Raw genomic sequence first — 25,990 nt, 5'->3', positions numbered from 1 at the left:
CCAGGAAATCACCGTCCAAACCGCCGCTCGCGTAACTGGAAATCTCGCACCGCGCGCAAAAGATCAATCTTCCTGAAGTGCACCCAGTTCATATCGGTGAAGTAAAATTCAGTATAGACCGATTGCCAGATAAGGAAATCCATCAATTGTGTGGAACCGGACCGGATGACGAGATCGGGCTCTGACTTAAAGAGCAATTCCGACTCGATCAGCCGCTCATCGATCTCGTCCGGTGCCAGTTTCCCGGCTTTCACCTGCGCGGCAAGCTCGCGTGCAGCCTTTGTCAGCTCGCTGCGCCCTGTAAATCCCAGCGAGATGATTACCCGGCGTCCGTTCGTGCTCGACTCCTGGAGGTAGGTCGAGGCTTCCGTGGTCTCCGCTTCTACACCGGTACGCGCACCGTAGATGGTCAGTGCTACAGTACTGTCGCGGAGTAGATCCTGTAACTCGTTTGCCAGACGATCACGTGCGGTCCCGATCTCCTCTTTTTCCATACCCGCGCGAATAACGCTGATATACGCACTAATCGTGTCGATGTTCAGCTCATGGCACCACTGAACAAAATGCCGAAACAGCTCCAGGCCTCGAGGATTGGAGAGGATGTCTGTCTCGTCGAGCACGAGGAGGATATGCTTCAACGGGATAGGCGATCGCACCACATCTCGCTGTAAAACCGCCTCATACAGAATCGTGACGGGATTAATCATAAGCGCCGGGAGAGGGATTCGAACCCTCGATCCCCGTAAGGGGAAGCAGGTTAGCAACCTGCCGCCTTAGACCACTTGGCTATCCCGACCACAGGGGTGCGTTACGTTCGCTACGCTCCCGCCACGGATAGTAATACATGATGTCCACGGGAATTAAAGCTTTATGTAGAGCAGCACCGCGGAACGCGTAAAACGCTCGAAAGAGCGCCTGGTGCTCTCATGATATCTGCCGGTTTGCCGGGATCAGTCGTTTCTGGCCTTTGCCAGTTATGCGCCACGTATACGGCCGTTTCCCGCGCCGCTTCACGATCCGCTCGGCCTCCAGCAGGCGCAGATGGTGTCGGGAGACCGAAGGACTCAAAACTGCCCGTACCGCAAGCTCATTCACCGTGAGCATACCTCGATCATCGAGCGTATTGAGTATCCGTGTTCGCGCCTCGAGCCCCCCCGATCACGTTCCTCCTCCGCTCCAGGTACGCGTTCGGATGATAGTCCCCTCGCTGCATCCGCACCCCACCTGATGCTTCGCACGTAGCGAGTTGGCGGGCGGCTAATTAATAAACGCCTCTCCTACGATTCCGCTGCTGCAAGAGCAGCACAAAGACGACCGCCGCAACGATGATCACCGCGGCGATGACACCATAATTGAGATAGGCTCTTCCACTGACCGCAGCGCCCGCCTTGGCTTCTGCCTCGTGTGCCGTTTTGACCGCTTTTTCGGCCTCTTCTAACGCATCCTCAGCCCTGCCTTCGCCGTAGAACCGTTGCGCGTTGCTCAGGTACTCATTTGCCAGATCGCGGCGGGTCTCCGCCTCCCTCACGTCCAGACCGCGCTGCTCAGCGTCCGCGATCGCGGTATTGGCCTTTGCAATCGCCTTACTCGCGGTATCGAATGCGGCAATCGCATCCTCGATGGTCTGAGAGGAAACATCCTTGATGATATGAGAAACGGTATACGTGCCCTCAGAGGTTTTCTGGGTGATATCTAAGAACACGAAGGATTCGCGCTTACCCACGTCCGGCGCTCCGCCCGACCAGGTGACCACCACGTCCCCCGTAAGCTTCTTGTGCTCCAGGGTATACGAGCTCCCGGATTTAAGCGCCTGCTCTACCAAACCCTCGCCACTGATACTACCGACGGCATTCTCCAACTCGGAGTGGAACGTGAGCGTTGATCGCTCGAACTCCTTGCTCACGTTCGTCATCACCAGCTTAATGGAGACCTCACTGCCACCGTTCACCAGCTCGGGTCCGCCCACGTCATCGAACCGCATATCCGTGGGTGTCACCTTCATGAAGGGCGTTTCATCTGCAGCCCAGCCGATGACGCTGAACGAGGTTGCACACAGCAGGCTTACGAGCACGAGGCTCACGATCAGGCGGTAGTTGAATTTCACCATAATCACCTCAGAACAGCGGCTTGATCGCGTCGTTCCCACCCAGCAGCTTCTGATAGTCCTTCTCTTTCTCGCTCGATACTTCCTTCATGGTCTCTTGCGCTTCTATCCCGATCTCATGCAGCTCCTTGATCCGCGGGACGTCTGAGACGCCGGAGAAGAGCACGATGGTGGAGACATGCTGCCCCTTCACCAGCGGGAAATCACCGCCTCGAACCTCTTTCCCGCGAATTATCTCCTCGACGCGAACCTTGGCCTTCTCGATGCCCTTTCTGCTCAGCTCTTTCGGCGGCCCAGCTGCAATGATCAATGCCCGCTCCGCGGTTGAGACGTCACAGGGGATCGTCAATCGACCGGCGATCGCACGCCGTACCAACGAGGAGATCCGGGTAACGGAATCGAGATTATCCATCGTTTTCTTCTTGCTGGTGAATTTCTTGAGGAAGCCGCCGTCGCTCTCGATCTGCTCCGATGCGTAGCCAATGGTAGAGACCCCGCCGCCCTTCAGCGTATTGATCACTTCAGCCGCATCGACGACCATCTGCCCCACCTCGTTCGCTTCGCCCGCGCCGAAGAGGATGCCGAACCGGCGTACGATTTCGTCATTAATGTCAACGAAGGCTTCCTTAACGCTTTCTCCACCCTTCTTCCAGGCGTCGTTATCAAAGATGAACAGATTATCCACCTCATTCACAAAGGTCATCAAGCTCCGTGCGGCATTCAAGGAAAATAAACTCCCTTCATCCTTCGCGGGCAATACGCCCAGCCCGTACACGGGCTCCTCGTACAACTTCTTTAACCGCCGTGCCAGTACCGGCGCACCTCCTGAACCAGTTCCACCGCCCAAACCAGCAACGATCAAGAAAGCATCAACATGGTGGGTTCCTCGTTTGTCGATCTCACTCTGGATCGTATAGATCTCATCTGTAGCCACTCGTGCACCCATCTCATTATCTGCGCCGATCCCGTGACCTCTTGTCAGGGACTCGCCGACCATAATCCGGTCCTCCATAGGGATGTTCTTCAGCCCGATCAAATCGGCTCGCGCGGTGTTGATCGCGATTGCACGCGCGACGAAATGCTGCCCGGTCTTCTTCGCATACTCGATAAACGCATCCGCAATTCTCCCCCCGGCCTGTCCATATCCTATCACGAATACCCGCATCTTATTCCCCCTCTCCTTTTATGCCCCGTATTGTGCCAATACGCTCATACTATATATAATTTGCGCTCCTGCTACCTCATCACCCGCCTTTTCGGTAATCAGAGGATTTTAAGACGATGTTCTTGCTGTACATGTTGAGACGGACGTCTTTCATGGGAACCCGGCTCGTTTTCAAGCCGGATCCGCGCAGATGGGCGACGACCAGGCTCTCGACCTTGCCATTCTCGCTCGTGAAGATGAGGTCAGCTACGGTGCCGATCCAATCCCCCCCGGCCGTGATCACCTTCTTGTCCATGATAGTGCGCGCGTACATCTTGATCGCTCTGCGGCCATTCTTGGCAATGATGTCCCGCACCATATCCTCACGTTTTCTGATCTCGCGCAGATCCTCGCCAAGGAGGTCGCTCACACCGCGCACATCCACGATATCTTCCAAGTTGAGCCCGAGTCGATGGAGAATGACAAAGGCCAGGCTCTGCGAGAAGGCGAACGGATACTGCTCAGCAAATCGCCCGTGCATCCGTGCAATCTCCACATCATCGGGATCGAAGAGGTAATCATCCACCGCCTCTTTTATCTCTCGGGTAATCACCTCCCGTGCCGCCTCGCTCTCGACCGAACCCCGCTCGATCCCCTTTGCCTCACACATCTGGATGGCATAGGGTACAAAATGCCTAACCGCCTCTCCCTCAACGGCCTCTAAGATGAAGTTCCACGGGAATAATTTCGATCGCAGGTGGCTAACCACTTTTTCTTTCTCTTCTTTCACCGTATGCCGTCACCACATCCCCTCTTTCTATTCCCCCTCACTTTCTTAAAAACGTTAGAATTTTCTGAAGGTGGAGGCTCGAATTCGAGACGCCCGTGCGTCTCCCCTTACCCGCCCCTTCCTCCCTGCTGAGTTCTGCATTACAGATCCGCCACACCCATTCACCGAAGTCTGTGGGCTCGTATTTGCCATCATATTCCTTGATCATGCTGTAGCCCCATTCTGCGCTCATGAGAAAGGCTACACCGTTGATCAACTCTTTGTCGTAGAGATCGCTTCTTACAAGTTCTGTGTACGCCTTATCTTCGCGGTGCGAGATCTCCCTTATCTCCTTTACACCCAATCGTTTCCCTGCGTTGAGTAAGGTTTTCAAAACGATAAATGCGAAATCATTCTGCCTGAGCAGTGCGCAGCAATTGTCGATCGTATTCTGCATACCGAGTCGCTTCTTCGCGCTCTCCTGGAGTATCATGATGATGTAGCTCAGTATCTCCAATGACGAGCTCTCCGCAGTAGCGTTCACGCGTATCCCCTCTTTTGAGAGCGTAGCAACCTTGAAGGGGATGCTGGGTGTGGGCGCGCCAAAAAAGAGATCGGTCAAGGCCGCGAAGAACTGCTCGCCGATCGGCTCGTGATCGCTATCGTAGGGGAAGAAGTTGTCTTCAATGAGGTCTAAATTGGGTGCCAGATCCGCAGTGAGCTCTAATAGTTCCTTCTTCACCTCACTCAGCCGCAGGGAGGCGCCGCCACGGTCCGCTTCCTCTTTTCTCAGCTGCTTCGCCTCCGCCTCCAGCTGATCCTTCAGCTTCCCCCCGATGCCCTTCTCTAAGAGCCGCTCTATCTCCACGAGCCGGTTACTACTCGCGGTATTGGCGGCTATCTCTTTTAATCGCCAATATTCCTGAGCCAGCGTGTTTGCCTTCTCATTGAATCGCTCTGCCATTTGTCACTCCCGTCCCCCGAAGGGTGCACTCGTATCCATCGGTCCGTGCTCGTTACCGTGTTCTGAGGGTAATGCGCACTCTTGATCCGCAATGAGGGCGTAGGCCCGGCTATATCGTCCCCCGCTTTGTGGATTCTCGTTTTCGGATTAACTTAGATTATTTCTTATGCACTATATATACTTTGAGGGGACACTCACACTGGCGTGGTATAATATCGTTTCCGCCAACCGCTAAAGGACGCGTCAGACGATCTCCTCGACTATCCGAGCATATGCGGGCCGGGTCAGTAAGATCCCGATCACCAGGCCGATGATGGTGATAATAGCAAAGCCGCGTAAGGTGCCCAGCGCCATCAAGGCGAGCGCAAACATGGCCACAATAGTGGTAAAGGCCGAGACGAAAATGATCCCGAAGGCGAAGGAGACACGTTTACGATACATACTCGTTGAGGATCGGCCGCCCGCGAGTATCTCATCGGTGATGATAACGAGCTGATCTACGCCAGTACCGATCACCGCGATGATACCGGCAATGCTGGGGAGATCGAGTTGCCAGTTGATTACCGCGGCGAAGCCAAGTATCAAGATCAATTCACTCAGGAGCGTGAAGAACACGGGGAGCACGATCTTCCTCTCCCGGTACCTGAGGAAGACGACGATAACCACAAAGAACAGTGCGACAAGGCCCGCGATCAGTGCCTCCTGCTTGAATTTCGCGCCCAAATAGGCAGACACCTCACCAGAGCCGATGATCTCCACGTTCACCGGTAACACGCCCGCTTTCAGGTGCACGATGAGCGTTTTCGCACGCTCAAAGCCATCATCTCCCAGGCCCGTCTCTGCCCGCAGGCGATACACCGGGTACTTTTCTATGTCCCGTGCCAGCTCCGTCGAGAGCTGTGCACTGTAGATCACCACATCATCGAGCAGCATCGCTACCTCGTGATTCGCGGGGTTAGTTGTGGCACCGTATGCCAGCGCAGCGTCACGCAACGCGATTGCACCATCCTCGGTCAGGGTGAACGTAGCGCCCCACGGAGAGTACACGTCCTCCCGTATCGGAACCGCGCCCACACTCTGTGCTTCTATACCCTTGCTCCCGAAGATGACATGCGCCGTGATGTTCTCGACCTCTCCCAGCGTCATCCACTGTGCGACATCGCCGCCAGTCCCGTTCGTCTGCATCCTGATCTCGAACTTCCCGGGCTTGCCGACGATGCTCTTCGCGGTTCCAATGTCCACCCCGGCGAGATCCACGAGAATGAACTCGTTCCCTACCGTTCGTATCTGTATATCGGCCAGTCCCAGCAGATTGAGCTTGATCTCGATGATACGTTTCGTCTCATCCCTCGTCTCGGTTGTTACGCCCGATTCGTAAAAGTCAGTGCCATCGGGCCGTTTCGCGATACTGCCACCGATCTCGGTCAAGATAGCCGATAAATCCTCTTTCGTCACGCTCTTCCGGATCTCATAGACGGTCACGTCCTCGAGCTTGAAGTAAATCACTTCCGCGTTCAACTGCTCTTCGAGGAACGCGGCGACAGCGTCACCCGGGACCGGGGCCTCAATACCCACGACAGCCCCTTTCAACTGTAACTGCAGCCAGGAACCACCGACCAAATCCAGGCCATACTTTAAATTCCCATCAATTCCCGCGTCAGCGGGTGGTGGAGGATACACGTAAATAGCAATGAGCGCGGCACACAGGAAGACTAGCAGCGCAAGCACTCGCACGTCCGTAAGCACACCCTTTGTCGTCATTTCGAACGCTCTTCTCTCCCTCGCTTCCCCCGGGTTTATACTACTATGCAGAAGGCCCAACGATATATAAATTCGTGGATTTCTCTGTTCTTCGCCGCCGGCGGCACCTGCGGGATCTCGGACCAGAAGTCGACCATCGGGTTAGTCATACCGAACAAATCCGGCACTCGCCCGCGAACTCCGAATCTGCGGAAACGAATTCGTCGAGCATCAGCCGGGGGATCGCCAGCGAGAGGATATCCTCCTTACAACCGTAGCGGTACACCGTAATGCCCTTGCACTTGAGCTGGTAGGCAAGCAGGAAGACCGCCCGGACATCCTCGGGAGACGCGTCAGCGGGGAGGTTGACGGTCTTTGAGACGGCGTTGTCGGTGTATCTCTGAAATGCTGCCTGGATGCGCACGTGCCACGCCGGCTCAAGATCAAGTGCGGTCACAAAGATCCGCTTGATTGCCGGTGGAATGCTCGCGATCTGCTGTATCGAGCCCCGTTTTACGATCTCCGCTATCAAGCCCTTGTGGTAAAACCCCGCCTCCTTCGCTCGTGTTTCAAAGAGCCGGTTTATCTCGAGCATGCCGCCCATGACCTTGCGCATAAAGGCAACGGCAAAGAGCGGCTCGATTCCGCTCGAGCAGCCTGCAATGATGCTTATCGTGCCCGTGGGCGCGATGGTGGTCACCGTCGCATTCCGCATCGCATCGGCGGCAGACCACACACTGCGCTCAAAATTAGGAAAAGATCCTTTTTCGCGTCCAAGCGATTGTGAACAGCATCGTGCTTCGTCGGTGACGAATTTCATCAGCTGTTCAGCGAACGCAAGCGCTTCTGAAGAATTATAAGCGATCTCAAGCTGTATGAGCAGCTCGGCGAAGCCCATGATGCCGAGCCCGATCTTTCGGTTTCCTTTCGTTATCCGCTCGATCTCGGGCATCGGATACCGGTTCACATCGATAACGTCGTCCAGAAATCGAACGCAGGTCCAGATCGTTTCACGCAGCCGTTCCCACTCAACCTCACCGCGCTTCTGGACGCCGAATTTGGCGAGGTTTATGGAGCCCAAATTACAGGATTCGTACGGGAGGAGCGGCTGTTCGGAACAGGGATTGGTAGCCTCTATCTCGCCGAGAGCCGGGAGTGCGTTGTGTCGGTTGATCTCATCGATGAAGATGATGCCGGGGTCGCCAAGCTTCCAGGCAGAGGAAACGAGCTCGTCGAAGACCTCGCGAGCGCTTAGTTCCCGCACCGCCTGATTCGTGCGTGGATTGATGAGCGCATAGCTCTCGCCGCGCTCGACCGCCTGCATGAACTCGTCAGTTACGGCAACTGCGGTATTAAAGTTAACGAACTCGCCGCGCTCTTTTGCCCGTATAAACGCCATGATATCCGGATGGTTAACGCTCAGAATGCCCATATTCGCACCGCGGCGCTTGCCGCCCTGCTTAATCACGCCGGTAGCGACGTCGAAGACACGCATAAAGGATACCGGCCCCGAGGCGACACCCCCGGTCGATCTTACCATATCACCCTGAGGCCTGAGTCGGGAGAATGAGAAGCCCGTCCCGCCTCCGCTCTGGTGGATCACGGCCATGTTCTTTACCGCGCCAAAGATACCCTCCATAGAATCCTCGACGGGCAGAACGAAGCACGCGGCAAGTTGTCCGAGCTCAGTACCGGCATTCATGAGCGTGGGGCTGTTGGGAAGGAATTCGAGATCTCGCATGAGCCTGAAGCACTCACGTTCGAAGGCGCGCACCTCCTCGCTGCTCTTGCCATACGCGACTTCGGCTTGTGCAACGGCATGTGCCACGCGCTCGAACATCTGAAGCGGGGTCTCGATCACCTCGCCGCGCTCGTTCTTGAGCAGGTAGCGCCGCTTCAACACCTCCTGGGCGTTAACCGAAAGCGTGAGTTTTGTTTCACTGTCCATAACACGCCCCTCTGCTTCTCCGTGCTCTCCTATTCCAGCGTGGCCCTGAATTGCGGTGCTTTGAGAAGATCGAATAAGTACGTGCGGTTACGTCACCGCTGTTCCTTCACGTAAATGACATCGCCTTCCTTGAGCTTGCTGAGAAAGGACAGCGTTTCCGGCGTAAGATCAGAGATCGAAAGGACGATATTAGCACCGTCAGGGGTCTCGCCCGTAGGTCCATAGGTGGTGCTGTCCTCCAGCCGAATGCCCATCATGCCCCGATTCTGTCGCGACATGTTGGTAACGCCAAGGAAGCCCTGTTTCGTGCCTTTGGTGGGGAGATTCTCGGGCACGAGCGTCCCTGCTTCATCAGCATTGCCCTGGAAGAGCACGAGACCAGGTATGCTGAAATAGACCTTCAACCGGCCGATCGGTCGGGTAATCAATCCGGTAACCTTCTTGAAATACCAGGCGGTCTTTGGCGCCAGATCTTCAAAGAGCTTCACGGTGAGCACGGCCTCACGGTCAACACCTAACGTTCTCACCGTCCCCCGCTCCATGATCTCCATGGTCAATGCGGGCAATTGATCGACCACCACCGCGTCATCTGCTTGATTGCCCTCGCGCACCTGCTCGATATCCGCCTGCTCAAAGAACTCCTCTGCCACCTTCTGGGTCTTCCCCACGACCATCATCCATCGCGGCTCGGTGACCGTGAAGATCGTGTCGCCCATTTGCGCTGCGCCTATCAGGTCGCTTCCCTCTGTCACCACCCCGAAGACGTTATGGGACGGATTGGGCAGCCGACTGTCTTTATAGACATAGACCTTCCCCTTATCCGTGCCACTATTGCGCACCGAGAGGTAGTGTGCTGAGCGGTATTCCACGCTCTCGACAGGCAGGTTCAAGCCCTTCAAGACGCCGGAGGCGATAAAAGTGTGTGTCCAGTCGTCGATCTGGAGCAGGTCGTCCCGGGTGAGCGATAAGAAGTGCTCACAGGACATCGGTGCCTCGGGAAAGAGTTTTACGGTTATATAGGTATAAATCTCCTGACCCTCCTCGATCTCGGTTTCCAGATCTGTGGTGACAAACCCAATCCGTTCCGCCTGCGTTACCAGCGGTGTTATCTCGGCTATACACTCATTCTCTTCCAAATTCATGATCATGCTTCGCCCGCGTGTCAATTTCCCGATGAGACACGCTTCGCCCGTGCCATAGGCCGCGGTATGCTCGCGCTTGCTGATCATGAGGTAGGTCAAGCCGGGATCAAAACCACCGAGGCCGAAGAACACCTCCCATTTCCTGTACGTGTGCTCCCGCTTATCGACCGCGAGGTTGGTCTTGAGTGGTCCAATTGCGGTGATATCCTCAGTCACCCACGCAATTCTACCCTGCTCGTCCTGGAACTGCGAATAGATCTCGTGAAAGAGCGGGATCGCTTCGGTCTCCTGCTCTGTGGCGATCTTTATTCTCGCCTCACCGCTCTCGGTCTTCAGCGCGAACTCATTCCTCAATTCGCCACCCTTCTTCTCAGAGATGACCGCGCAGACGCAACCGGGCCGGTACGCACCGCCGAGTTCATTCAGAATCGCACCTAATTGCGTGCTTTTGACCGTTCGGGGCTCACCGTTAAAGAGGATATTCATAACACTATTGTTAGGACTCGGCGGGCTTTTAAAGTTTATTCTTTTTACGCGGCTGTCAGATTGTTGGGGGTTAGTGATCTAAATCAGCCATCACGAGCCCTATTTTCCACGCTGCGGGATACGTTTCGAGTCACCTTTGCTGCCAGCACCCGGTAACTTTACAGCCCCCCTTCTTACCGTCCTCGTTACCGCCAGTACAGGCCCAAACCGCCGTTCGAACGGAGGGTGCGTCCATGGACTCGGCGAAGCACGCGGGGTGTAAGTAAGAACGAGAGGGTTTTTTATCCTATGGCGGAGCTATAACTAAGTATAGTAAGTACTTGGAGCGTACTCGGAGCAATGGAAGAAGTCGTGCGTATAGTGGAGGAGGAAGGGACGGTATATAATAATCCGATCGTGCTGGAGGGCTTGCCAGATGTGGGCCTGGTAGGGACGATTGCAGCTTCGTTCATCGTGGAGAAGCTGGATTATCGCGAGATCGGGCACATCGAATCGGAGTTGTTTCCACCGGTTATGGTCATCCATAGCGGGCGATTGGGGAATCCGTTCAGAATTTACAGTGATGCCGAGGGCCGCACTGTGGTGATCTTATCGGAGGTAGCGGTGCCGCCCAAAGCGGTTTACCCCTTGACGACCGCGTTGGGTGATTGGTTCAAGAAGCTGGAGGTGGAGCAGCCAATCATCTCGATCAAGGGGCTTCCTATGAAGAACCGCATGGATATCGAGAAACCTGAGGTCTTCGGCGTTGGTAATAGCGCAAGCGCAGTGGCCGCGTTGCAGGAGAAGCAGCTGGACCTTCTTGAGGAGGGATTCATCGCCGGGACATACGCAATGATGCTGCGCGAGTGCGCGAAGCGGCGGATCAGCGCGATTTCCGTGCTCGCACAGTGCTATCCGGTCTACCCTGATCCGGGCGCGGCGGCGGCGGCGATCGAGGTCGTTGAGAAGTTTGTCACGACACTCGATGTGGATGTCGCTGAACTCCTGGAGAACGCAGAGGAGATAAAACTCAGAGCGCGAGATCTCATGCAACAGACTACACAGTCAGCGCAAGAGATGCAGAAAGGTATGGAGCAGGATATGCCCATTATGTATCGGTGAAGCGAGGGGTGAGAAGGTAGCGAAATGGGAATGGAAAGAGGTTTATTGAAGGCGATGTGGGGCTATAATGGCAATTTAGAGCCGTTATACGAGGTAGAAGATCTTGAGGATATGATTCTGGTAACCTTTGACCTGCCGCGTGTAAAGAAGGAGGACGTCGAAGTCCATACGACGAGGGACACGTTAGAGGTAACCGCGCGGATGAGCAACGCAGTCTGCTGGGAGCACTGGGGCGTAGTTCAGAAGAAGATCGCGTTCCATGCATTTAAGAAGCAGATTCGATTGCCCGAGTCAATCGAGCCTGAGCAGGCGGAGGCGACCTTGAAGAACGGTGTTCTCAGGATCGCGCTGCCTAAGATCAGGCAAAAAGTGTCGATCACGCTGGTGTAACAGATGGCTTAGTTTCGGTCCTGTCCTCACTCACGTGCAGCGAGAAGCCCAAGGATCGCGCAGCATACGTCAATCGCCCGACTGAAACGACATCAACGCCCGTTGCCGCGTACTCACGTACGTTCTCCTGGGTTATCCCTCCCGAGGCCTCGATGAGGAGCCGATCACGAAGTCCCGCGGTATTGAGCAGCTGCAGGCACTCGCGCACCTTTGCGGGGCTCATGTTATCGAGCATTATGATGTCGGCGCCCAATTTAGCCGCGCGGAGCGCGTCCTCGATGGTCTCCACCTCTATTTCGATCTTGCGGGTGAAACTGATCGCGCTCCTGGCCTTTTTTATCGCCTGCTCCAGACCCATGAGCGCGAGGTGATTGTCCTTGATTATCACCGCGTCGGCGAGTCCAAAGCGGTGCGGATCACCACCACCGAGCATAATGGCTCGTTTCTCATATTTCCTGAAGCCCGGCGTCGTTTTCCTGGTTCCCGCGACAACGACGTGCGAACTTCCCCTCTGCGCCTCCTCGACGTATTCGCGCACGAGCGTCGCGATACCGCTCATCCGGCCGAGGATATTGAGGACAAGCCGCTCGACCTTTAAGATCTTCGCTGCGGAGCCATACAGCCTCACCACGACGTCCTCAGCCTTCAGAGGATCACCATCGTGGAATTCAGAGGAATACTCGAGACCTGCGTAATCGAATATCTGCAGGACCTCTTCTAAACCCGCGAGGATGCCCTCCTCCTTCACCGTGATCTCCGCGTTGCAGGTGGTTGTTACGGGCACGATGAGTTCGTAATCCTCGTGCGCGCAATCTTCCTCGAGGAAGTGCTCTATCTCCTTCAGCAGCATGGGCACATCATAAAACTTATCTTCTTCAGTTAAGAAAGGTTAAGCACAAATCGCTCGTTTTTAACGATCCTCTCTAAGAGAGCAGGGTAGAAGATGACACGAATACGTGTGGGTGTGGTGGGCTGCGGTGCGATCGGCACGGAGATCTGCGTGGCAATAGACAGGGACGAGTTCGCCGGCCGTGCGCTGGACCTGAATATGGAGCTCAAATGGTTGATCGATGCTCATCCGGAGCGTATCGACCAGCTCTGCGAGTTACTGCGAAGGAAGCCAGCGCTTACGAGGACTGACAGCTCAGATCTGGCGGCGATTTTAGATGAGGTTGATCTGGTCATCGAGTGCGCTTCGCAGAATGCCGTGCGAGAATGCCTGCTCCCGGCGCTGGGTGCGGGTAAAGATGTCATGATCATGAGCGTCGGTGCCCTGATCTGCGATCCGGGCCTGTATGAGGAGATTGAGCAACTCGCAAAGCACGGTGGGGGGAAGGTCTACATTCCTTCCGGCGCTATTGCTGGTCTTGACGGGCTCAAATCCGGTGCTATCGGGGGTATTCAGTCAGTACACTTAACGACGCGCAAGCCGCCACGCGGCTTTGCGGGGAACGAGTATGTGCAAGCGGCGGGAATCGAGCTTCACGGGCTACAACAGGCGCGGACATTGTTCATCGGCTCTGCGCGAGAAGCAGTCGCACATTTCCCGGAAAACGTGAATGTTGCGGCCTCGTTGAGCCTTGCAGGTATCGGTCCTGAGGCAACGATGGTACAGATCGTGGCAGATCCGGAGGCAAAGGAGAACCGACACGAAATAGAAGCGCGGGGTGAATTTGGGCAGCTCCTGGTGCGGGTGCGGAACTTCCCGTCAAAGTCGAATCCCCGGACAAGCTATTTAGCGGCGCTCTCCGCGATCGCAACGCTGAAACGCATAGCTTACCCGATACGGGTGGGAACGTAGGAACGGGAAGAGAATATGATGAGCACAGAGGAAGTGATAGCGGCCTTTCTGGGCCTCGAGGGCGATGACCTTGTTACGGAGGCGGTGAAGCTCCTGATAGAGACGCAGCGGGCGTACCGGGATGTGGATGAGCAGCGGATCAGCCGCCGCGAGGCGGACAATGTGCGCCGCACATACCTCAAGTACGTACGGAAGCACGGACTGAAGACCGTGGACGAAGAGGCGGGCTTAGCAGAGAGCGAGTTTGCGATCATACGGGATGCCACGGATGCCGAGGAGCGCGCGCTGCAGCCGCTCAACCAGGACGACCTATGGCTTTTAACGGATTTTGAAGCGATCTGTGCACTCTGGCTGGCCGAGGAGGTCCGGGAAGCTGAGGGGTTTCCCGTTGCGTTTCTCGAATTCCTGGGTGATCCAAGCATCGAGCGCCATCTGAAAGAGCGCCTCTTTGCGCGTGATAACGCGCGCGGGGAGTACCTGCTTACCGCGATCCTTGAGGAAGAACCATCAGATTTAGCCGCTCATTCCCTGCTCGTGGGGCTGTACGAGAAGGACGAGCGATGGGCAGAAATCGAAACGGAGTACAAGCGGTTCCTGAACGAAACGGACGATGAGCTGGTCTGGGCGAACTATGGCGACTTCCTGGAGCGGCGTGGGCGATATCCCGAAGCAGGTGCTGCGTTTAAAGAGAGTCTGGAGGTTTGCGAGCGTATCGGCACGACCGGCGAATCGCTCGGCGATATCATCAAGGAGCGCATCACCCGGGTGGAGCGGATGATGCATCTGGAGGGAGAAGAGGCGCGGAAGGCGCGTGAGTACTGGGAATCGGTGTGGCTGCTCGATGAGGTTCGTGAGTTCGCGGATAGACGGATGCGGACGGAGCTGGAGAAGGCTGAGGATGAATACTGTGAAGCAAAAGGGCAGGAGAAGCTGCGACTCGATCAGCTCTTCGAGTTCCACAACTGGTTCCTGTTCTCCCGCAAGCTGGCAGATGGGCGAACGCCGGGACTCATGTACGCGGATGAGCAGGGACTCGGTGAGGAGCTCAGGGCGAAGCTCGAGAAGCTCGGGAATCCGATCACGGGCGCATTTGAGATCGTCCGCGTGGATCCGGCGAGCTTTACGATGGTGGTCAAAGAGGTGGAAAGTGGTGAAGAATACGAGTTGCGGGGCGATGTGCAGGAGCTCGAGGAGGGCTCGACGTTCGCCATGACGATCTATCCCTGGGGCGACATCTACTTTACCGGGGATATTTTGCGAGCGCTGAAGGAGGCAAGTTGAGCGCACACGAATCCCGGTGTAGCAGAGTGGATGAAGACCTTTGAAGGATCTGGCGAGCATGCAATTACCGACGAAATACGGCACGGGCTGCAAGAGCATGGATGAGCTCCTCGGCGGCGGATTCGAGTCGGGGACGGTCACGCAGCTCTATGGCGAAGCGGGCAGCGGTAAGACCAACATCTGCCTCCAGATGGCCATCGAGTGCGCGCGCGATGGGCAGAGTGTGATCTTCATTGATAGTGAAGGGCTCTCGCCTGAACGGTTTTCACAGATCGCCAGTGCGCACAAAAACGAGGACGAGACGGTGGAGACCCTCGCAGAGCGGATCATCCTCTATCAGCCCCATACCTTCGAGCAGCAGACCTCGTGCGTCAAGGAGATTGACAAGATCATCAAGGAGAAGGCGGGTAAGAGTGCGGTACAGCTCATCGTTTTGGACTCGGCAACACTCTTCTACCGGCTGGAGCTGGACGACGAACGGAGCGCATATGTGAAAAGCTTGGCAAATCAAGTAGCAACGCTCTTGGAATACGCGCGGAGGCACGACCTTGTAGTCATCATAACAAATCAAGTCTATATGGATGTGGAGACCGGAGAATTACGCCCGGTAGCGAAATTCGCGCTTGAGTATCTCGCGAAGGTGATCGTGCAGCTTGAGAAGGTGCCGGGTATGCAGGGCAAACGGCGAGCGATCCTGAAGAAGCATCGATCAATGCCCGAGGAGACCGTATGCACCTTTTACATTACGCAGAGCGGCATTGCGGATAGCCCGGAGCGGGTGGGCAGCGTGCGGGAATAACGTAACGTATGCGATACCCTGCTTGCAGCAGCAGCTGGAGACGGGAGAGGAAGCGACAGCTTATATTAGGCATTAAGTAAATTGATACTGTACACTCTCTTAGGTTAGTCAGTGCGGTCTGTGCGGGAAGCGACTAGAGGAAGGATGAGATAAGATGAAAATTTTGGTATATCCGCCGAACAGTTTGATCTTAGCGGATTTGGTGGAACGGGGCGGACATGAGCCGGTGGTCTTGATGCGGGAGGTTGGTGAGCATGTACGCGACGCGGAGATAGACGCACCACCACTGAACATCACGGAAGCGGATTTGAAGCGCGCGCTGCGCTATGTCTCAGTGGAGGAGCCGGCGGGCCTGAAAGGGCGCGTGGGCCTGCTTGCGCCGCTCTTAGAGCAGTCCGAGGCGGCCATTATTCTTACTGACGCACCACCAACCTATGGCTGCATGGGTTGTGCCGTTGCTGACGAGTTCTTCAAGTTCCTGATCAGGAAACAGGGGGTACCGACCCTGGAGGTGCGGTACGAGGGCGGCGATCGGATGGATGAGATGATCGCGGCCATCAGGTCGTTCCTGGCGGGCTTATCAGAAGAGGAAAAGAAGCGAGACGAGGCGTAGCGGAACATGACGCCGGTCAAAGTGGCGCAGATCTCCTGCGGTGCCGACTACAGCGGCATTCAGTGGCTGTTGGACGATATTGCGAACCGTCTGGGCATCGAGCTGGTGTATCCGGAGCTGGAGCTTTCGCAGGTGGCAGCGGCATGCGAGGAGCTGGGCTTCGAGGCCGAGAGCCCGAGCCTGAACATGATGATCGCGCGTGCCATCTCGCTATTGCGGGATACCTCGATCAAGGGCGCGATTTTGCTCACCTGCTTCAAGTGCTCGGAGGGCACGATCGTGAAGGATCTCGTGCGCCGGTTCCTCCATGAACGCACGAACATACCGATCATTGTGTACTCGAACGTGGAGAAGCCGAAGGAGATCGAGCTCTATTCGCGGCTGGAAGCCTTGAAGACCCTGATCACGAAGAAGGCGCTCTTGATGCGTGAGAAGCAGGAAGGCATCACGGTGGGTATCGACTCCGGCTCATCGACGACGAAGGTCGTGGTGATGCGGGAGAACGAGCTCGTGGGTAAGGAATGGCTCCCGACGACCGATTCGATTGGGAGTGCGACTGAGGCACTGGCGAAAGCGTTACAGGAGGCAGGCATCGGGCAAGAGGCGGTGGACGCGATCGGCGTCACCGGGCACGGACGAGACCTGCTGGCCGAGCATTTCGATGCAGCACTCAATTTAGAGGAAGTGAGTGTGGTCTCGAAGGGTGCCGCGCTGCTCTCACAGCGTCACAAAGGCGATGCGACCGTGATCGACATCGGCGGGATGAACAATAAACTGATGCTCATGCGTGATGGCATCGTGACGGGCTTCAATTTGGGCGGCATCTGCAGCGGCGCGTCCGGCAGATTTTTAGAAGTGGCTTCGCACCGATTGGATGTCGACGTGTCCGAATTAGGGAAGCTGGCGCTACAGTCAAAGGCCAAGACGCAGGATCGATTTGAGCTGCAAAGCTACTGCACGGTCTTCGGGATCCAGAGCCTGGTAGTTGCGCTAGCGTCGGGTGTGACGCGTGAAGACGCTGCAGCGGCTGCATGCCGCTCGGTGACCGAGCAGGTGTACGAGACGATGATCCAGGAGATGGAGGTGCGGCCGCCGGTGATCTTTGTGGGCGGTGTGTCGCTGGTCGAGGGCGTGAAGCGCGAATTTGAGGAGATGCTTGGCGTTGAGATCATTGTGCCGCCGTATTCGCAATACGCCGGAGCGGTGGGTATTGCGACGCTCGTTTCGGGCGTTTAGATTTAACGGTGCCTTTCTCTAGGAGAAAATATCAAAAAATCGTTTTGTCTATGAGTGTTAAACCAAAGGGATAGTACTGTTACTTTGAGCGTGGCAATGGGAATCATGCTCTCCCTCTCTCTTCGGCACAACTCGATCACGCTGCTCAAGAAGAAGAAGAGATACATCGTGGCTGAAAGCCCCAAACCCTCAGTATTTGAGACGTTTACGCACCCGCCGTGCGTATGGATACTCGCGGGTGTCTGCTTGTAATTGTGGTTTGTATTGCGCGTCAAGCCATATTTGTGCACTATTTATTGTTGAATAGAAAGCTGTTATCAGTCACCGCAACCGTTTCGGTAGCCTCTGATGCCGCAGTATATCCTCAAAGCTCTCCCCGTCCCTAATCACCTCGATAGCGCCGTCATGCACCAGCACTTCGGCGCACCGTGGGCGGCCGTTGTACTGCGAGCTCATGGAGAACCCGTATGCGCCCGTATCCAGTATGGCGATGCAGTCCCCGCGCCGTACCGGGGGCAGCATTCTGTCTTTGGCGATGATATCGCCGGATTCACAAATGGGTCCCACGACCGTGCTCAAGACCGAAGCGGGCTCGTTGACTTTGTTCGCGACCACGACCTCGTGGTACGCATCGTACATCGCGGGGCGCACAAAGAGGTTGAAGCCCGCATCAACGGCCACGAAATGCTTGTAGGCATCCTTAACCGTATTCACAGTGGTCAGCAGAATCGAGGCCGGTCCGACGAGCGACCTCCCGGGTTCCAGGATCAACCGTGGTGAGATACCCAGCGCTTGCGTCTTTGCTTTGAACGTGGGCAGGATCATCGCCGCGAGGTCGTACGGCGTTGGCGCGGTGCCCTTTGCCTTCTCGTACGCGATACCGAGCCCGCCGCCGAGATCCACAAACTCGAGTTCGATGCCGCGATCATAGAGCTCTGCGACGAGCTGCATCATCTTCTCGGTCGCTTCTTTGAAGACGCTGAGCTCCAGTATCTGTGAGCCGATATGGCAGTGTATGCCCTTGATCATGATATGGGGCAACTTCGCAGCTTCGTCGTAAGTGGGCACGATCTGCTCATACGGTATCCCGAACTTCGCGGTGCGCAACCCGGTCGCGATCTTCGGGTTCACGTCGGGTGAGACATCCGGGTTCACGCGCAGTGAGATCCCCGCTTCTTTGCCCTGTTCGCTCGCTATGGCTGATACGGTCTGCAATTCCTCACGCGAATCCACCGAGACGGTAACGTCCAACTCGACCGCCGCGCGCAGTTCAGCTTCGCTCTTCGCGTTGCCGTTGAAGAGCACGTTATCGAGCGGTATACCCGCAGCTTTGACCAGCTCGAGCTCGCCACCTGAGAAGACATCAGCCCCCGCGCCCTCCTGCGCCAGGATACGCAGGATCGTCAGGTTTCCGTTGGCCTTTACCGCGAAATATATAGCGGTATCGACCGTCGCAAACGCTTCTTTATACTGACGGAAATTGGCCCTTATTACCGATTCATCCGTGACGTACAGCGGCGTGCCGTAGCGCTGTGCCAGCTCCACAACGTCCGCGCCGCCGAAGCTCAAGTGCTCCGTTCCTTCCTGGAGTACCGCCATGCGTGCTCACCCACCGAACTTAGGTAGCTGGTTCTCGGATAAAACGTTTCTCTTTAATCCGCGCGGAACATTAAACAGGGTGATCGAGATGGCAAAAATGCGCGAGGAATGCAGATACAAGGATGAAGAGGAGATAGAGATCAACATCAAATTATGGTGGGGTGTGGAGATACGGAAGATCACGGTACGGAAAGGCGAGACCGCGATCGTGGTTCGACCGAAGAACATGGGCTACGTCTCGATGAGCGATGAGCGTCTTCAAAACGTATTTGCGGGCATTATAAAAGGTTTGTTCGGCATCACGGGCGAGATTACCGGGCTGCATCTCACGGTCAGGCGCGACGGCACGGAGAAGAGCCTGCAGCTTAATCGTATGGAAGATCTGGAAACGCTGGTGAGGAAGACGTTCATCGAGAAGTGACGCGATAACGATTTTCTCGCACTACTACGCATCCACCTCCGTCCGGTGAGCACCTCTGACGGCGGATCGAGCGGAATGAGCAGCAAGTAGCGTGAGTAGTGAAGACGGGCAATCAGACGTTCTTCAGCGCAACGATCTCGTTAACGTCCGTGAGTTTCCAGACAAGGCTCCGCTCCTCTGTAATGAGGTTCTCGAGCGGTTCGTCGGGCGAATGCCCGAGCGCGGCGAGGACACGGTTCGAGAGCTTTTTATCTTTGATCAACCGCACGAACCTCTGGCGAACGGCCACCTTTTCGTCTGCCGCCACGACCTCCACGAGCCTGCCGGAGAGCGTCACGAAGGTGTACGAAGAGAGGTCGGGGCTGTAGCGCTCCACTTCGACCGATACGTGCGGATCACGCTGAAAATGCCGGATCTTGTAGCCATATTTCGTGGAGAGGAAATACATGTAGCGGCCGTCGAAGACGTAGAGGAAGGGGGCGATATACGGGTACTGCTCACCGAAGAAGGCGATACGGCTGACGTAGCTCTCGGCTATGAGCTGATCATACTCCTCCTTTTCCATGCGCGGTATCTTAACGAGCTTCATGGACCGGGACCACCGAGCATAAGGTATGATACCCGGACACATATATTTTCCGCTTTGTTGGGGCTGTCAACATGTTGGGGGTTGCGGTAGCTGCCCGAATTTAGCCGTCCAGTACGCCATTTTCTGTGCGAGATAGGAGAGTACGCCGCGATTCGTTTTGTACCGCCTTTTCGTGCTCTCAGGATCAGTCTGGCGGTAATAGTTCTCGACAGGATTAGTCGTCTTCGAGACGAAACCGTCTCGCATGAAGAGCGTAAGCCGTTCAAAATCGGGCAGTAGCTTGCCCGTGACAAAGCCCCGTAGGACACGAGGGACGTTGTTATAATCATCCAGGAGCCGTTCTAGCCGTTCTTGCGCGACCTGCGGATCGTCCGTTCGGAATATGTCCTTGATCGCCGTGAAATAGATGCAAAGCTTGATTTTTTCCCGGTACGAGTATCGTTTAGACTGAAGTGCCCTGTAGACCCTGTCCCCGATCATCTTGAAGAGATGGAAGAGGCACAACTGGTGCGGAGCGCCCAGTTCATCAAGTACGCCCTTGTACTCCCGTTTATGGTCCGTTGTAATCGCAAGAGGGGTCTTCCCTGCAAGGAACCCTTTAAGAAGTTGTAAACCGTTTTATAGCCACAATCCGCGGCTATTTCCTCAGCGACCGGGATATTCAAGCTCGAATCGAAGAGCGTCAAGCGATACCGCTTCCGAGCTGCCAGCTCAATATGCTGCTCATCGTAGCAATAATAGCCCGAGTACTGAAATGAAGCATTTTTAATCCCCTTTTCTTCGTCCACTGCCAGCCACTTCAGGATCGACTGGTGCGAGGGCGCGATGCCAAAAGCGGTGCGGAGATCATCCCGCAGCTTTCGGAGCGGGCGATAGCCCGTCTGTACCATCTTTATAGCAGCGTCCTTGAACACTGATGCGTACCGATGAGACGGGGCCACCACAGCAGAGAGCGGAGTAGTGAACTTCTTATCGCAAACGGCGCACCAATAGCGCCTTAAATAAAGCTTTTGAAGCCCAAAGGGCCCCAATATCGGCGTTCGCCGTCGGAACTCCTGCTTTGTCACTCGATCTGTGCCACAAAGGGGGCAGACAGGATGAAGCAGTTCGAAATGGTTATCTGCGAGGAGAACCAGCTCATTCGTGACATGACGCGATTGATCCCGCTTTATAAATTGCTTAGTGAGCACTTTATCGACGTTCGGAGGTTCATCCCCAAAATCGGTAAGTTTAAGTTGGATGAGACGTATACTGTTTTTGAGGGCGGATAAGAATGATTGGACCATAATAACTTATCCGCTCTCAATATACTAATCATTTTCGGTCTGGTTACCCTAACGAAGCTCACTGCTGGCACAATTTTGTAAATTCACGCGCAGCACCCATTAACTTTACAGCCGCGCGCAACCGAAAGTTTTAAATACCCATTTCTTCCAATCTACCCTTACGGCGGTGTTGCCGCCCGCAGCCGGGGGTAGAAGAAGCGACGGAAGAAGGCGGGGCCTGGGAGAAAGATACCTAAAGCTCATAGTGCAGGCCGGGGCTTTTTTATCCTCCCAACAGGCTCGACAGCCGCAACGGATCGTTTCAGGACTCATCCGTGCATCCTGCGATCTGACTACCGGGGACTATAAGCAGTTAGATCATGATCATCACACGCACTGTAAAAGCGGGTGAAACACGGGCGATTGGTGGTGAATTGCTAACACTAGTGTCGTTATTGCATAAAATAGCATCGAGAATAGAAGGATAGACCCCACTAACTACGGCGATTATTATATTTCGGGTATACCTTGCCTGCTCCGGTTTCTGTCCTCATACCTAACAAGTTGACTCGTTCCAATGCGCCGAAAGGATTGTTAGATCTATGTAGTTTACCATTCCGTCCGCATTGATATCGTACCTGGGATATAATGCTGTTGTTGTCTCATTCCAATGCGCTGATAAGATAGCTAAATCTATGTAGTTTACCGTACAGTCTTCGTTAATATCCCATCGAGGAACTCCAGGAGTTGGAGTCGGTGTTGGTGTTCCTGTTACAGTTACCGTCGCTTTTCCGGTAACATTACCTTCCACTGTCCCATTATCAAAATAGCTATAGGTCCCACCAAACACCGCAGTTTGTGCATACGGACTTGCTTTGGCACCATATGAGATATAGTTTTCCCCACGAAACCCCACTCGGAGCGTTCGCGTTGTGGGATCGTAGGTAACAACCCAATCCAAAGCATTACCGGTGTAAGTGCCGTTAATGTACTCGAACCCCTCGGGGAGCACTTCCCAGACCAAACCAGTATCAAACAGAAATCCGGTCTGAGTCAAGGTCACCGTGAACTGCTCATTTGGCGCCACCGAAATCGGAAGATGCCTGGTCACCGTCGCCGCGCCGACTGGCGTTATCCATACGGTTGCTGTAAGGATGGACAGCAGTACAATCGCCATTGAGATCAAACCACCCACTTTTTTAGGCGTTCTTTTTCCGTTCATTTTTTCTTTCCTTCCATCCAGCTCCTTTGTGCTGGTACTATCAGGTATATAAATAAGTGCCCCGAACCTGAAACGAGAATCGTCGCTCGCTGCCTTCAGCAGCCAGGATAACTTCGCTACACGCCGGCCAACCACACACAGCGGCTTCATTATTTCAGCACGAAACCATCCCTTTCGGGTATGTAAGGGGTAGAAGTAGAGGTATTTAAAACTTTTGATCAGCTCATCATGGCGTCTCAAGAGTACCAGGCCGTCAGCGCTGCCAGCCAGATCATGGTAGGGCAACTTGAGCCCCTATCAGGACGAGCTAGCGCGATTCCAGCGGCAGGTAGATATCAACGATGTGCTTGTGTTGCGGATGTTCACGGGGATCGTTGAGATACAGCTCAAATGGAGCGCGGTAATTATCGGGCTGATAGCCACTTTCTGGCAGCCAAAGACCGTAAAGCGCGTTCCACGCAGCTTCGTATTCGTCTTGATCGATCTCGAAATGAGCAATAGCGTATGTCCCGTCCGGCAGGGTCATCACGTCCACGCTGTCTCCGGCTTCCGTGCCCTCAGGCACGGTTATGCAGACGCTCATGCTGAGCTGGCTCTCATCGGTGACCTCCGGATCAGCGTAATAGACCGCCAGTGCCTTCGTCTCGGGTTGAAGGAGGTTGCGTGCACCAGCCCAGGCGAAGAGCCGTTCGAAGAGCCGTTCGAAGAGCCCAGTATCGCCCTTGTACGGGCCACCGTGGGGGATATACGCTACCTGCAGTTCCGGAACCAGTTTTATATCCACGGTGAATGAATCTTTTGATACCATTTTGCAGGAGCACCACACCTGTACTGTACGAATTGATACAGAGGCCAGCTATAAAAGCGTTGGGGTGCACTCTTTTCTGCGCTCCGTACGGTACCTGAGAAAAAACGTTCGTGCACGCACGCTTTGGTGGCACGACTTCATTCCAGCTCTTCCTTGATGATCTGGAAGAACCGATCTTTTGCGCGCCGCTCGATCCAGGGGCAATGCCCGCAATGCTGCAGCAGCACGAACTGGAAATCGGCGAGCACCCGCGCAAGTGGCTCCTTGACCCCTTCGGCCGGATGGGGATCAAAGTCGCCGTGTAGAGCAACGACCGGGCAGGTGATTCTCGTGCCGAGTGCGAGCAGCTCCCCGCTACGTCTGAACGCGTCAGCCTCAGCCCAGACGCGCTGGTGAATCCGGTACTGGCATTCGAGATACTCGCGTTCATGGAGCAACGGGTCATAAGCGTCCGCCTTTGCCAGTATGGTGCCCACTCGAGCCATGATCATACTCTTATCCGCGACGGCAGGATCGCCCAGAGCTGCGGAGAGCGCGAGCACGTCCGCGCGTTCTGCTGCACTGAGCCGGCGTAACCGGACGCCTGTGATATGTGCGGCATACCCCGTTTCAAAGGGCCCGCAACCAACGAGTATGAGCTTCTTCACCGATTCGGGATGACGCGCGGCGAGCATGAAGCTGAGCCACGCGCCCCAGGACCAGCCGATCAGGGTGACGGGCAGGTCAGCGGTATGCTGCAGGCTCGCCTGTAATTCCTGGACTTGCCCGTCGAGTGTGCATGCCGTTTGCAGCGGCTCGAGCACTCCCACGTGGGGCGCAAGTGTGCGCGCGACCGGGGCCATCTCACCCGGTGCGCCGGGCCCGCCATGAACGACCGCAACCGTGAAGGGCGGCGCACCATAAGTACGGGTATTATCCATGGGTGTTTCTCCTGAGTGGCATTTTGGTGCGATACTCACTGATCTCACCGTTCCACTAGCTTAAAACTCACAAGTTAACCTGTTACCGCGCTGAGCGTTAGTTAATTCGAGTAAGCATCGCCAAACCTGAGCGGATGCGAGAATCCGGCGATATGAGACTGTGGTAAGACGATCAAAGCGCTAATAGCAGCCGTGCGTGCGTAACGGGTTATCGCGGCATTAACCGCAATAAGCGACATGATGCTTTTTTTTTAAAAAAAGCCTTCTGCGCCGGTACTCTCATTCGGACAAGCACCGCGGTAGAGCGCCACAACAACCCCGCGATGGTACAAACGTATACAATTGTTTTATATAGTTACAACATACATGGTTGTTACCATGGCGGAGAGGGGCCCGGGCGCGAATACGGGCAGGCGGAAGCTGGTTGTGCTGCTCGGTGACGTGGTCGCCTCACGAACGATCACGAACAGAGCGGCCTTTCAGCGGACCTTATTGGAAGCGGGTCGGGAGGTTAATGAGAGGTATCCGGATATATACGCGGGATTCAAGATTTTGAAAGGAGTGGATGAATTTGGTTGTGCACTGGCCACTATCACGGATAGCTACAGACTAATTACCACCCTATTAGCGCGATTATATCCGAACGCAGCGCGATTTGTGCTCGTGTATGACTACGTTGATACTGGGCTTAAAACCCGGGATGTCTCTATAATGGATGGCCCTGCTTTCCATAAAGCATCTGAGATGTTACTTTCACTGAAAAAGTCAAAGCTTCTGTTTGATATGTCCGTACAGGACGAGGTACTTGACGCTTCGCTATTTGGCTTGATTAATCTCATTTTGATAACGAAGAACACCTGGAGCCCGCGGCAGTTCCAGATAGTTGAAGAATACAGGAAACACAAACTGCAAGCAGAGATAGCAGCAGATCTGGGGATATCACAACAGGCTGTTTCTAAAACGCTTGCCCGAACCATGTGGAAAGAGCTGGAAATTATTGAAGAGAAATTGGATTACGCACTCAAGCACTATGCGGCTCGGATGCGGCACTCAGAATTCGCGGAGCACTCACCATGACCAGTAGTAACATGCTCTGGTTAGCACTGATCCTTGTTACCGGTTATCTGGTTCTGCTGTTAACCAGTGGTCGTGTGGTGTGGGTTGTTTTATCGCTGATCACAAGGGACGAGTCCAGAGCCGGTGGATCTGACTCTGCCAGTGCGGCAGCAGGCAAATTCGGTGTCTCTCAGAAGGCGCTCGATACCGGCGCGGTCGTGGGCAAATGCGAGAACTTCTTAATCCTTACCTTCATGCTCCTGGATGCGTACACCGCTCTAGCCCTGATTTTTGCGGCCAAAACGGTCGTCCGGAGAGAGGACATAAGTACGAATACCCTCTTTTATCTCGCGGGCACGATGGTCAATGTAACGTACTCGATCCTGATCGGCGCGCTCATGAAAGTGGTGCTATGGTCTTGTTACGGGATTGTACCGGCGAATCTATCGTAGATCAGGCTTGCGGGACCGGGCCAACTTCCCGATAGCAAGCACGCACATGCGGGTACGGTGCCTGCTGTGATCGAGCATGACGATTGCACGGGCGAACTAGCTCTTCAAAGTAGCGAAGGCGTTCGATGACCCTGAGCATC

At 55.1% G+C, this 25,990-nt stretch carries 27 protein-coding genes and 1 tRNA gene; 10 read left to right on the top strand and 18 right to left on the bottom strand.

All coding sequences use genetic code 11. The annotated features are described in order from the left end of the window. Positions 1-8: 8 nt before the first annotated feature. The 10 genes from ENN68_08555 to ENN68_08510 form a co-directional block, all read right to left on the bottom strand. The gene (locus ENN68_08555; GenBank protein ID HDS46115.1) at positions 9-707 is read right to left on the bottom strand and encodes a UDP diphosphate synthase; all 699 of its coding nucleotides are present in this window, start codon (positions 705-707) and stop codon (positions 9-11) included. 3 nt (positions 708-710) lie between these two features. Beyond that, positions 711-796, bottom strand: a tRNA-Ser gene (locus ENN68_08550). A gap of 128 nt (positions 797-924) precedes the next feature. Next, on the bottom strand, positions 925-1,104 hold the full coding sequence (locus ENN68_08545; GenBank protein ID HDS46114.1) for a hypothetical protein: 180 nt from the start codon (positions 1,102-1,104) through the stop codon (positions 925-927). A gap of 157 nt (positions 1,105-1,261) precedes the next feature. Then, a complete protein-coding gene (locus tag ENN68_08540) occupies positions 1,262-2,107 on the bottom strand; it encodes a hypothetical protein (GenBank protein ID HDS46113.1) in 846 nt (281 codons plus the stop codon). 7 nt (positions 2,108-2,114) lie between these two features. After that, positions 2,115-3,269: a cell division protein gene (locus tag ENN68_08535; GenBank protein HDS46112.1), complete on the bottom strand. Its 1,155-nt coding sequence runs from the start codon at positions 3,267-3,269 to the stop codon at positions 2,115-2,117. Positions 3,270-3,348: 79 nt separating this feature from the next. Beyond that, on the bottom strand, positions 3,349-4,038 hold the full coding sequence (locus ENN68_08530) for a PRC-barrel domain containing protein (GenBank protein ID HDS46111.1): 690 nt from the start codon (positions 4,036-4,038) through the stop codon (positions 3,349-3,351). Between the two features lie 37 nt (positions 4,039-4,075). Then, a complete protein-coding gene (locus tag ENN68_08525) occupies positions 4,076-4,981 on the bottom strand; it encodes a hypothetical protein (GenBank protein ID HDS46110.1) in 906 nt (301 codons plus the stop codon). Between the two features lie 243 nt (positions 4,982-5,224). Then, a complete protein-coding gene (locus ENN68_08520; GenBank protein ID HDS46109.1) occupies positions 5,225-6,742 on the bottom strand; it encodes a preprotein translocase subunit SecD in 1,518 nt (505 codons plus the stop codon). 145 nt (positions 6,743-6,887) lie between these two features. Further along, on the bottom strand, positions 6,888-8,669 hold the full coding sequence (locus tag ENN68_08515; protein ID HDS46108.1) for an adenosylcobalamin-dependent ribonucleoside-diphosphate reductase: 1,782 nt from the start codon (positions 8,667-8,669) through the stop codon (positions 6,888-6,890). Between the two features lie 92 nt (positions 8,670-8,761). Further along, entirely contained in the window at positions 8,762-10,297 is a 1,536-nt protein-coding gene (locus tag ENN68_08510) for a methanogenesis marker 3 protein (GenBank protein HDS46107.1), read from the bottom strand. 339 nt (positions 10,298-10,636) lie between these two features. On the opposite strand from ENN68_08510, the gene ENN68_08505 reads away from it, so the two are divergent. Together ENN68_08505 and ENN68_08500 are read left to right on the top strand one after the other, a co-directional pair. Further along, positions 10,637-11,398, top strand: coding sequence for a proteasome assembly chaperone family protein (locus ENN68_08505; GenBank protein HDS46106.1), 762 nt, complete (start codon positions 10,637-10,639; stop codon positions 11,396-11,398). Positions 11,399-11,422: 24 nt separating this feature from the next. Beyond that, positions 11,423-11,788: an Hsp20/alpha crystallin family protein gene (locus tag ENN68_08500; GenBank protein HDS46105.1), complete on the top strand. Its 366-nt coding sequence runs from the start codon at positions 11,423-11,425 to the stop codon at positions 11,786-11,788. Here the strand turns inward: ENN68_08500 and nadC are convergent. Further along, positions 11,775-12,638, bottom strand: coding sequence for a carboxylating nicotinate-nucleotide diphosphorylase (gene nadC, locus ENN68_08495; protein HDS46104.1), 864 nt, complete (start codon positions 12,636-12,638; stop codon positions 11,775-11,777). The genes ENN68_08500 and nadC overlap by 14 nt on opposite strands. Before the next feature lie 93 nt (positions 12,639-12,731). On the opposite strand from nadC, the gene ENN68_08490 reads away from it, so the two are divergent. From ENN68_08490 to ENN68_08470, 5 genes are all read left to right on the top strand, one after another. Next, a complete protein-coding gene (locus ENN68_08490; GenBank protein ID HDS46103.1) occupies positions 12,732-13,589 on the top strand; it encodes an aspartate dehydrogenase in 858 nt (285 codons plus the stop codon). 18 nt (positions 13,590-13,607) lie between these two features. Further along, positions 13,608-14,870 carry a hypothetical protein gene (locus ENN68_08485; GenBank protein HDS46102.1) on the top strand — a complete coding sequence of 421 codons (1,263 nt, stop codon included), beginning with the start codon at positions 13,608-13,610 and terminating at the stop codon, positions 14,868-14,870. A 58-nt stretch (positions 14,871-14,928) separates the two neighbouring features. Further along, positions 14,929-15,669: a DNA repair and recombination protein RadB gene (gene radB, locus ENN68_08480; protein ID HDS46101.1), complete on the top strand. Its 741-nt coding sequence runs from the start codon at positions 14,929-14,931 to the stop codon at positions 15,667-15,669. Positions 15,670-15,823: 154 nt separating this feature from the next. Further along, positions 15,824-16,282, top strand: coding sequence for a methanogenesis marker 5 protein (locus tag ENN68_08475; protein ID HDS46100.1), 459 nt, complete (start codon positions 15,824-15,826; stop codon positions 16,280-16,282). 6 nt (positions 16,283-16,288) lie between these two features. Continuing rightward, complete coding sequence (locus ENN68_08470) at positions 16,289-17,518, top strand: methanogenesis marker 15 protein (protein HDS46099.1); 1,230 nt, start codon at positions 16,289-16,291, stop codon at positions 17,516-17,518. 321 nt (positions 17,519-17,839) lie between these two features. On the opposite strand, the gene lysA is transcribed toward ENN68_08470, so the two are convergent. Next, complete coding sequence (lysA, locus tag ENN68_08465; protein HDS46098.1) at positions 17,840-19,117, bottom strand: diaminopimelate decarboxylase; 1,278 nt, start codon at positions 19,115-19,117, stop codon at positions 17,840-17,842. A gap of 88 nt (positions 19,118-19,205) precedes the next feature. Here lysA and ENN68_08460 point away from each other — a divergent pair, with 88 nt between their 5' ends. Beyond that, on the top strand, positions 19,206-19,538 hold the full coding sequence (locus ENN68_08460) for a hypothetical protein (GenBank protein ID HDS46097.1): 333 nt from the start codon (positions 19,206-19,208) through the stop codon (positions 19,536-19,538). 112 nt (positions 19,539-19,650) lie between these two features. Here ENN68_08460 and ENN68_08455 read toward each other — a convergent pair whose 3' ends face one another. The 6 genes from ENN68_08455 to ENN68_08430 form a co-directional block, all read right to left on the bottom strand. Continuing rightward, positions 19,651-20,127 (bottom strand): pyridoxamine 5'-phosphate oxidase family protein, encoded by a 477-nt coding sequence (locus ENN68_08455; GenBank protein ID HDS46096.1) that lies wholly within the window; start codon positions 20,125-20,127, stop codon positions 19,651-19,653. Between the two features lie 66 nt (positions 20,128-20,193). Beyond that, entirely contained in the window at positions 20,194-20,607 is a 414-nt protein-coding gene (locus tag ENN68_08450; GenBank protein HDS46095.1) for a hypothetical protein, read from the bottom strand. Next, positions 20,604-21,068, bottom strand: a complete 465-nt coding sequence (locus tag ENN68_08445; GenBank protein ID HDS46094.1) for a hypothetical protein — start codon at positions 21,066-21,068, stop codon at positions 20,604-20,606. Before ENN68_08445 ends, ENN68_08450 begins: the two co-directional genes overlap by 4 nt. Before the next feature lie 880 nt (positions 21,069-21,948). Beyond that, a complete protein-coding gene (locus ENN68_08440; protein HDS46093.1) occupies positions 21,949-22,899 on the bottom strand; it encodes a hypothetical protein in 951 nt (316 codons plus the stop codon). A gap of 22 nt (positions 22,900-22,921) precedes the next feature. Continuing rightward, positions 22,922-23,422 carry a GyrI-like domain-containing protein gene (locus ENN68_08435; protein ID HDS46092.1) on the bottom strand — a complete coding sequence of 167 codons (501 nt, stop codon included), beginning with the start codon at positions 23,420-23,422 and terminating at the stop codon, positions 22,922-22,924. Positions 23,423-23,559: 137 nt separating this feature from the next. After that, positions 23,560-24,342, bottom strand: coding sequence for an alpha/beta hydrolase (locus ENN68_08430; protein HDS46091.1), 783 nt, complete (start codon positions 24,340-24,342; stop codon positions 23,560-23,562). A gap of 366 nt (positions 24,343-24,708) precedes the next feature. On the opposite strand from ENN68_08430, the gene ENN68_08425 reads away from it, so the two are divergent. Then, positions 24,709-25,419 (top strand): hypothetical protein, encoded by a 711-nt coding sequence (locus tag ENN68_08425; GenBank protein ID HDS46090.1) that lies wholly within the window; start codon positions 24,709-24,711, stop codon positions 25,417-25,419. Then, positions 25,416-25,850: a hypothetical protein gene (locus ENN68_08420; GenBank protein HDS46089.1), complete on the top strand. Its 435-nt coding sequence runs from the start codon at positions 25,416-25,418 to the stop codon at positions 25,848-25,850. Before ENN68_08425 ends, ENN68_08420 begins: the two co-directional genes overlap by 4 nt. Positions 25,851-25,990 lie beyond the last annotated feature (140 nt).

The organism is Methanomicrobia archaeon (assembly GCA_011049045.1).
Lineage (GTDB): Archaea > Halobacteriota > Syntropharchaeia > Alkanophagales > Methanospirareceae > JACGMN01.
The sequence above is the reverse complement of the archived record's forward strand: the minus strand, read 5'-3'. Positions and strand labels throughout refer to the sequence as shown.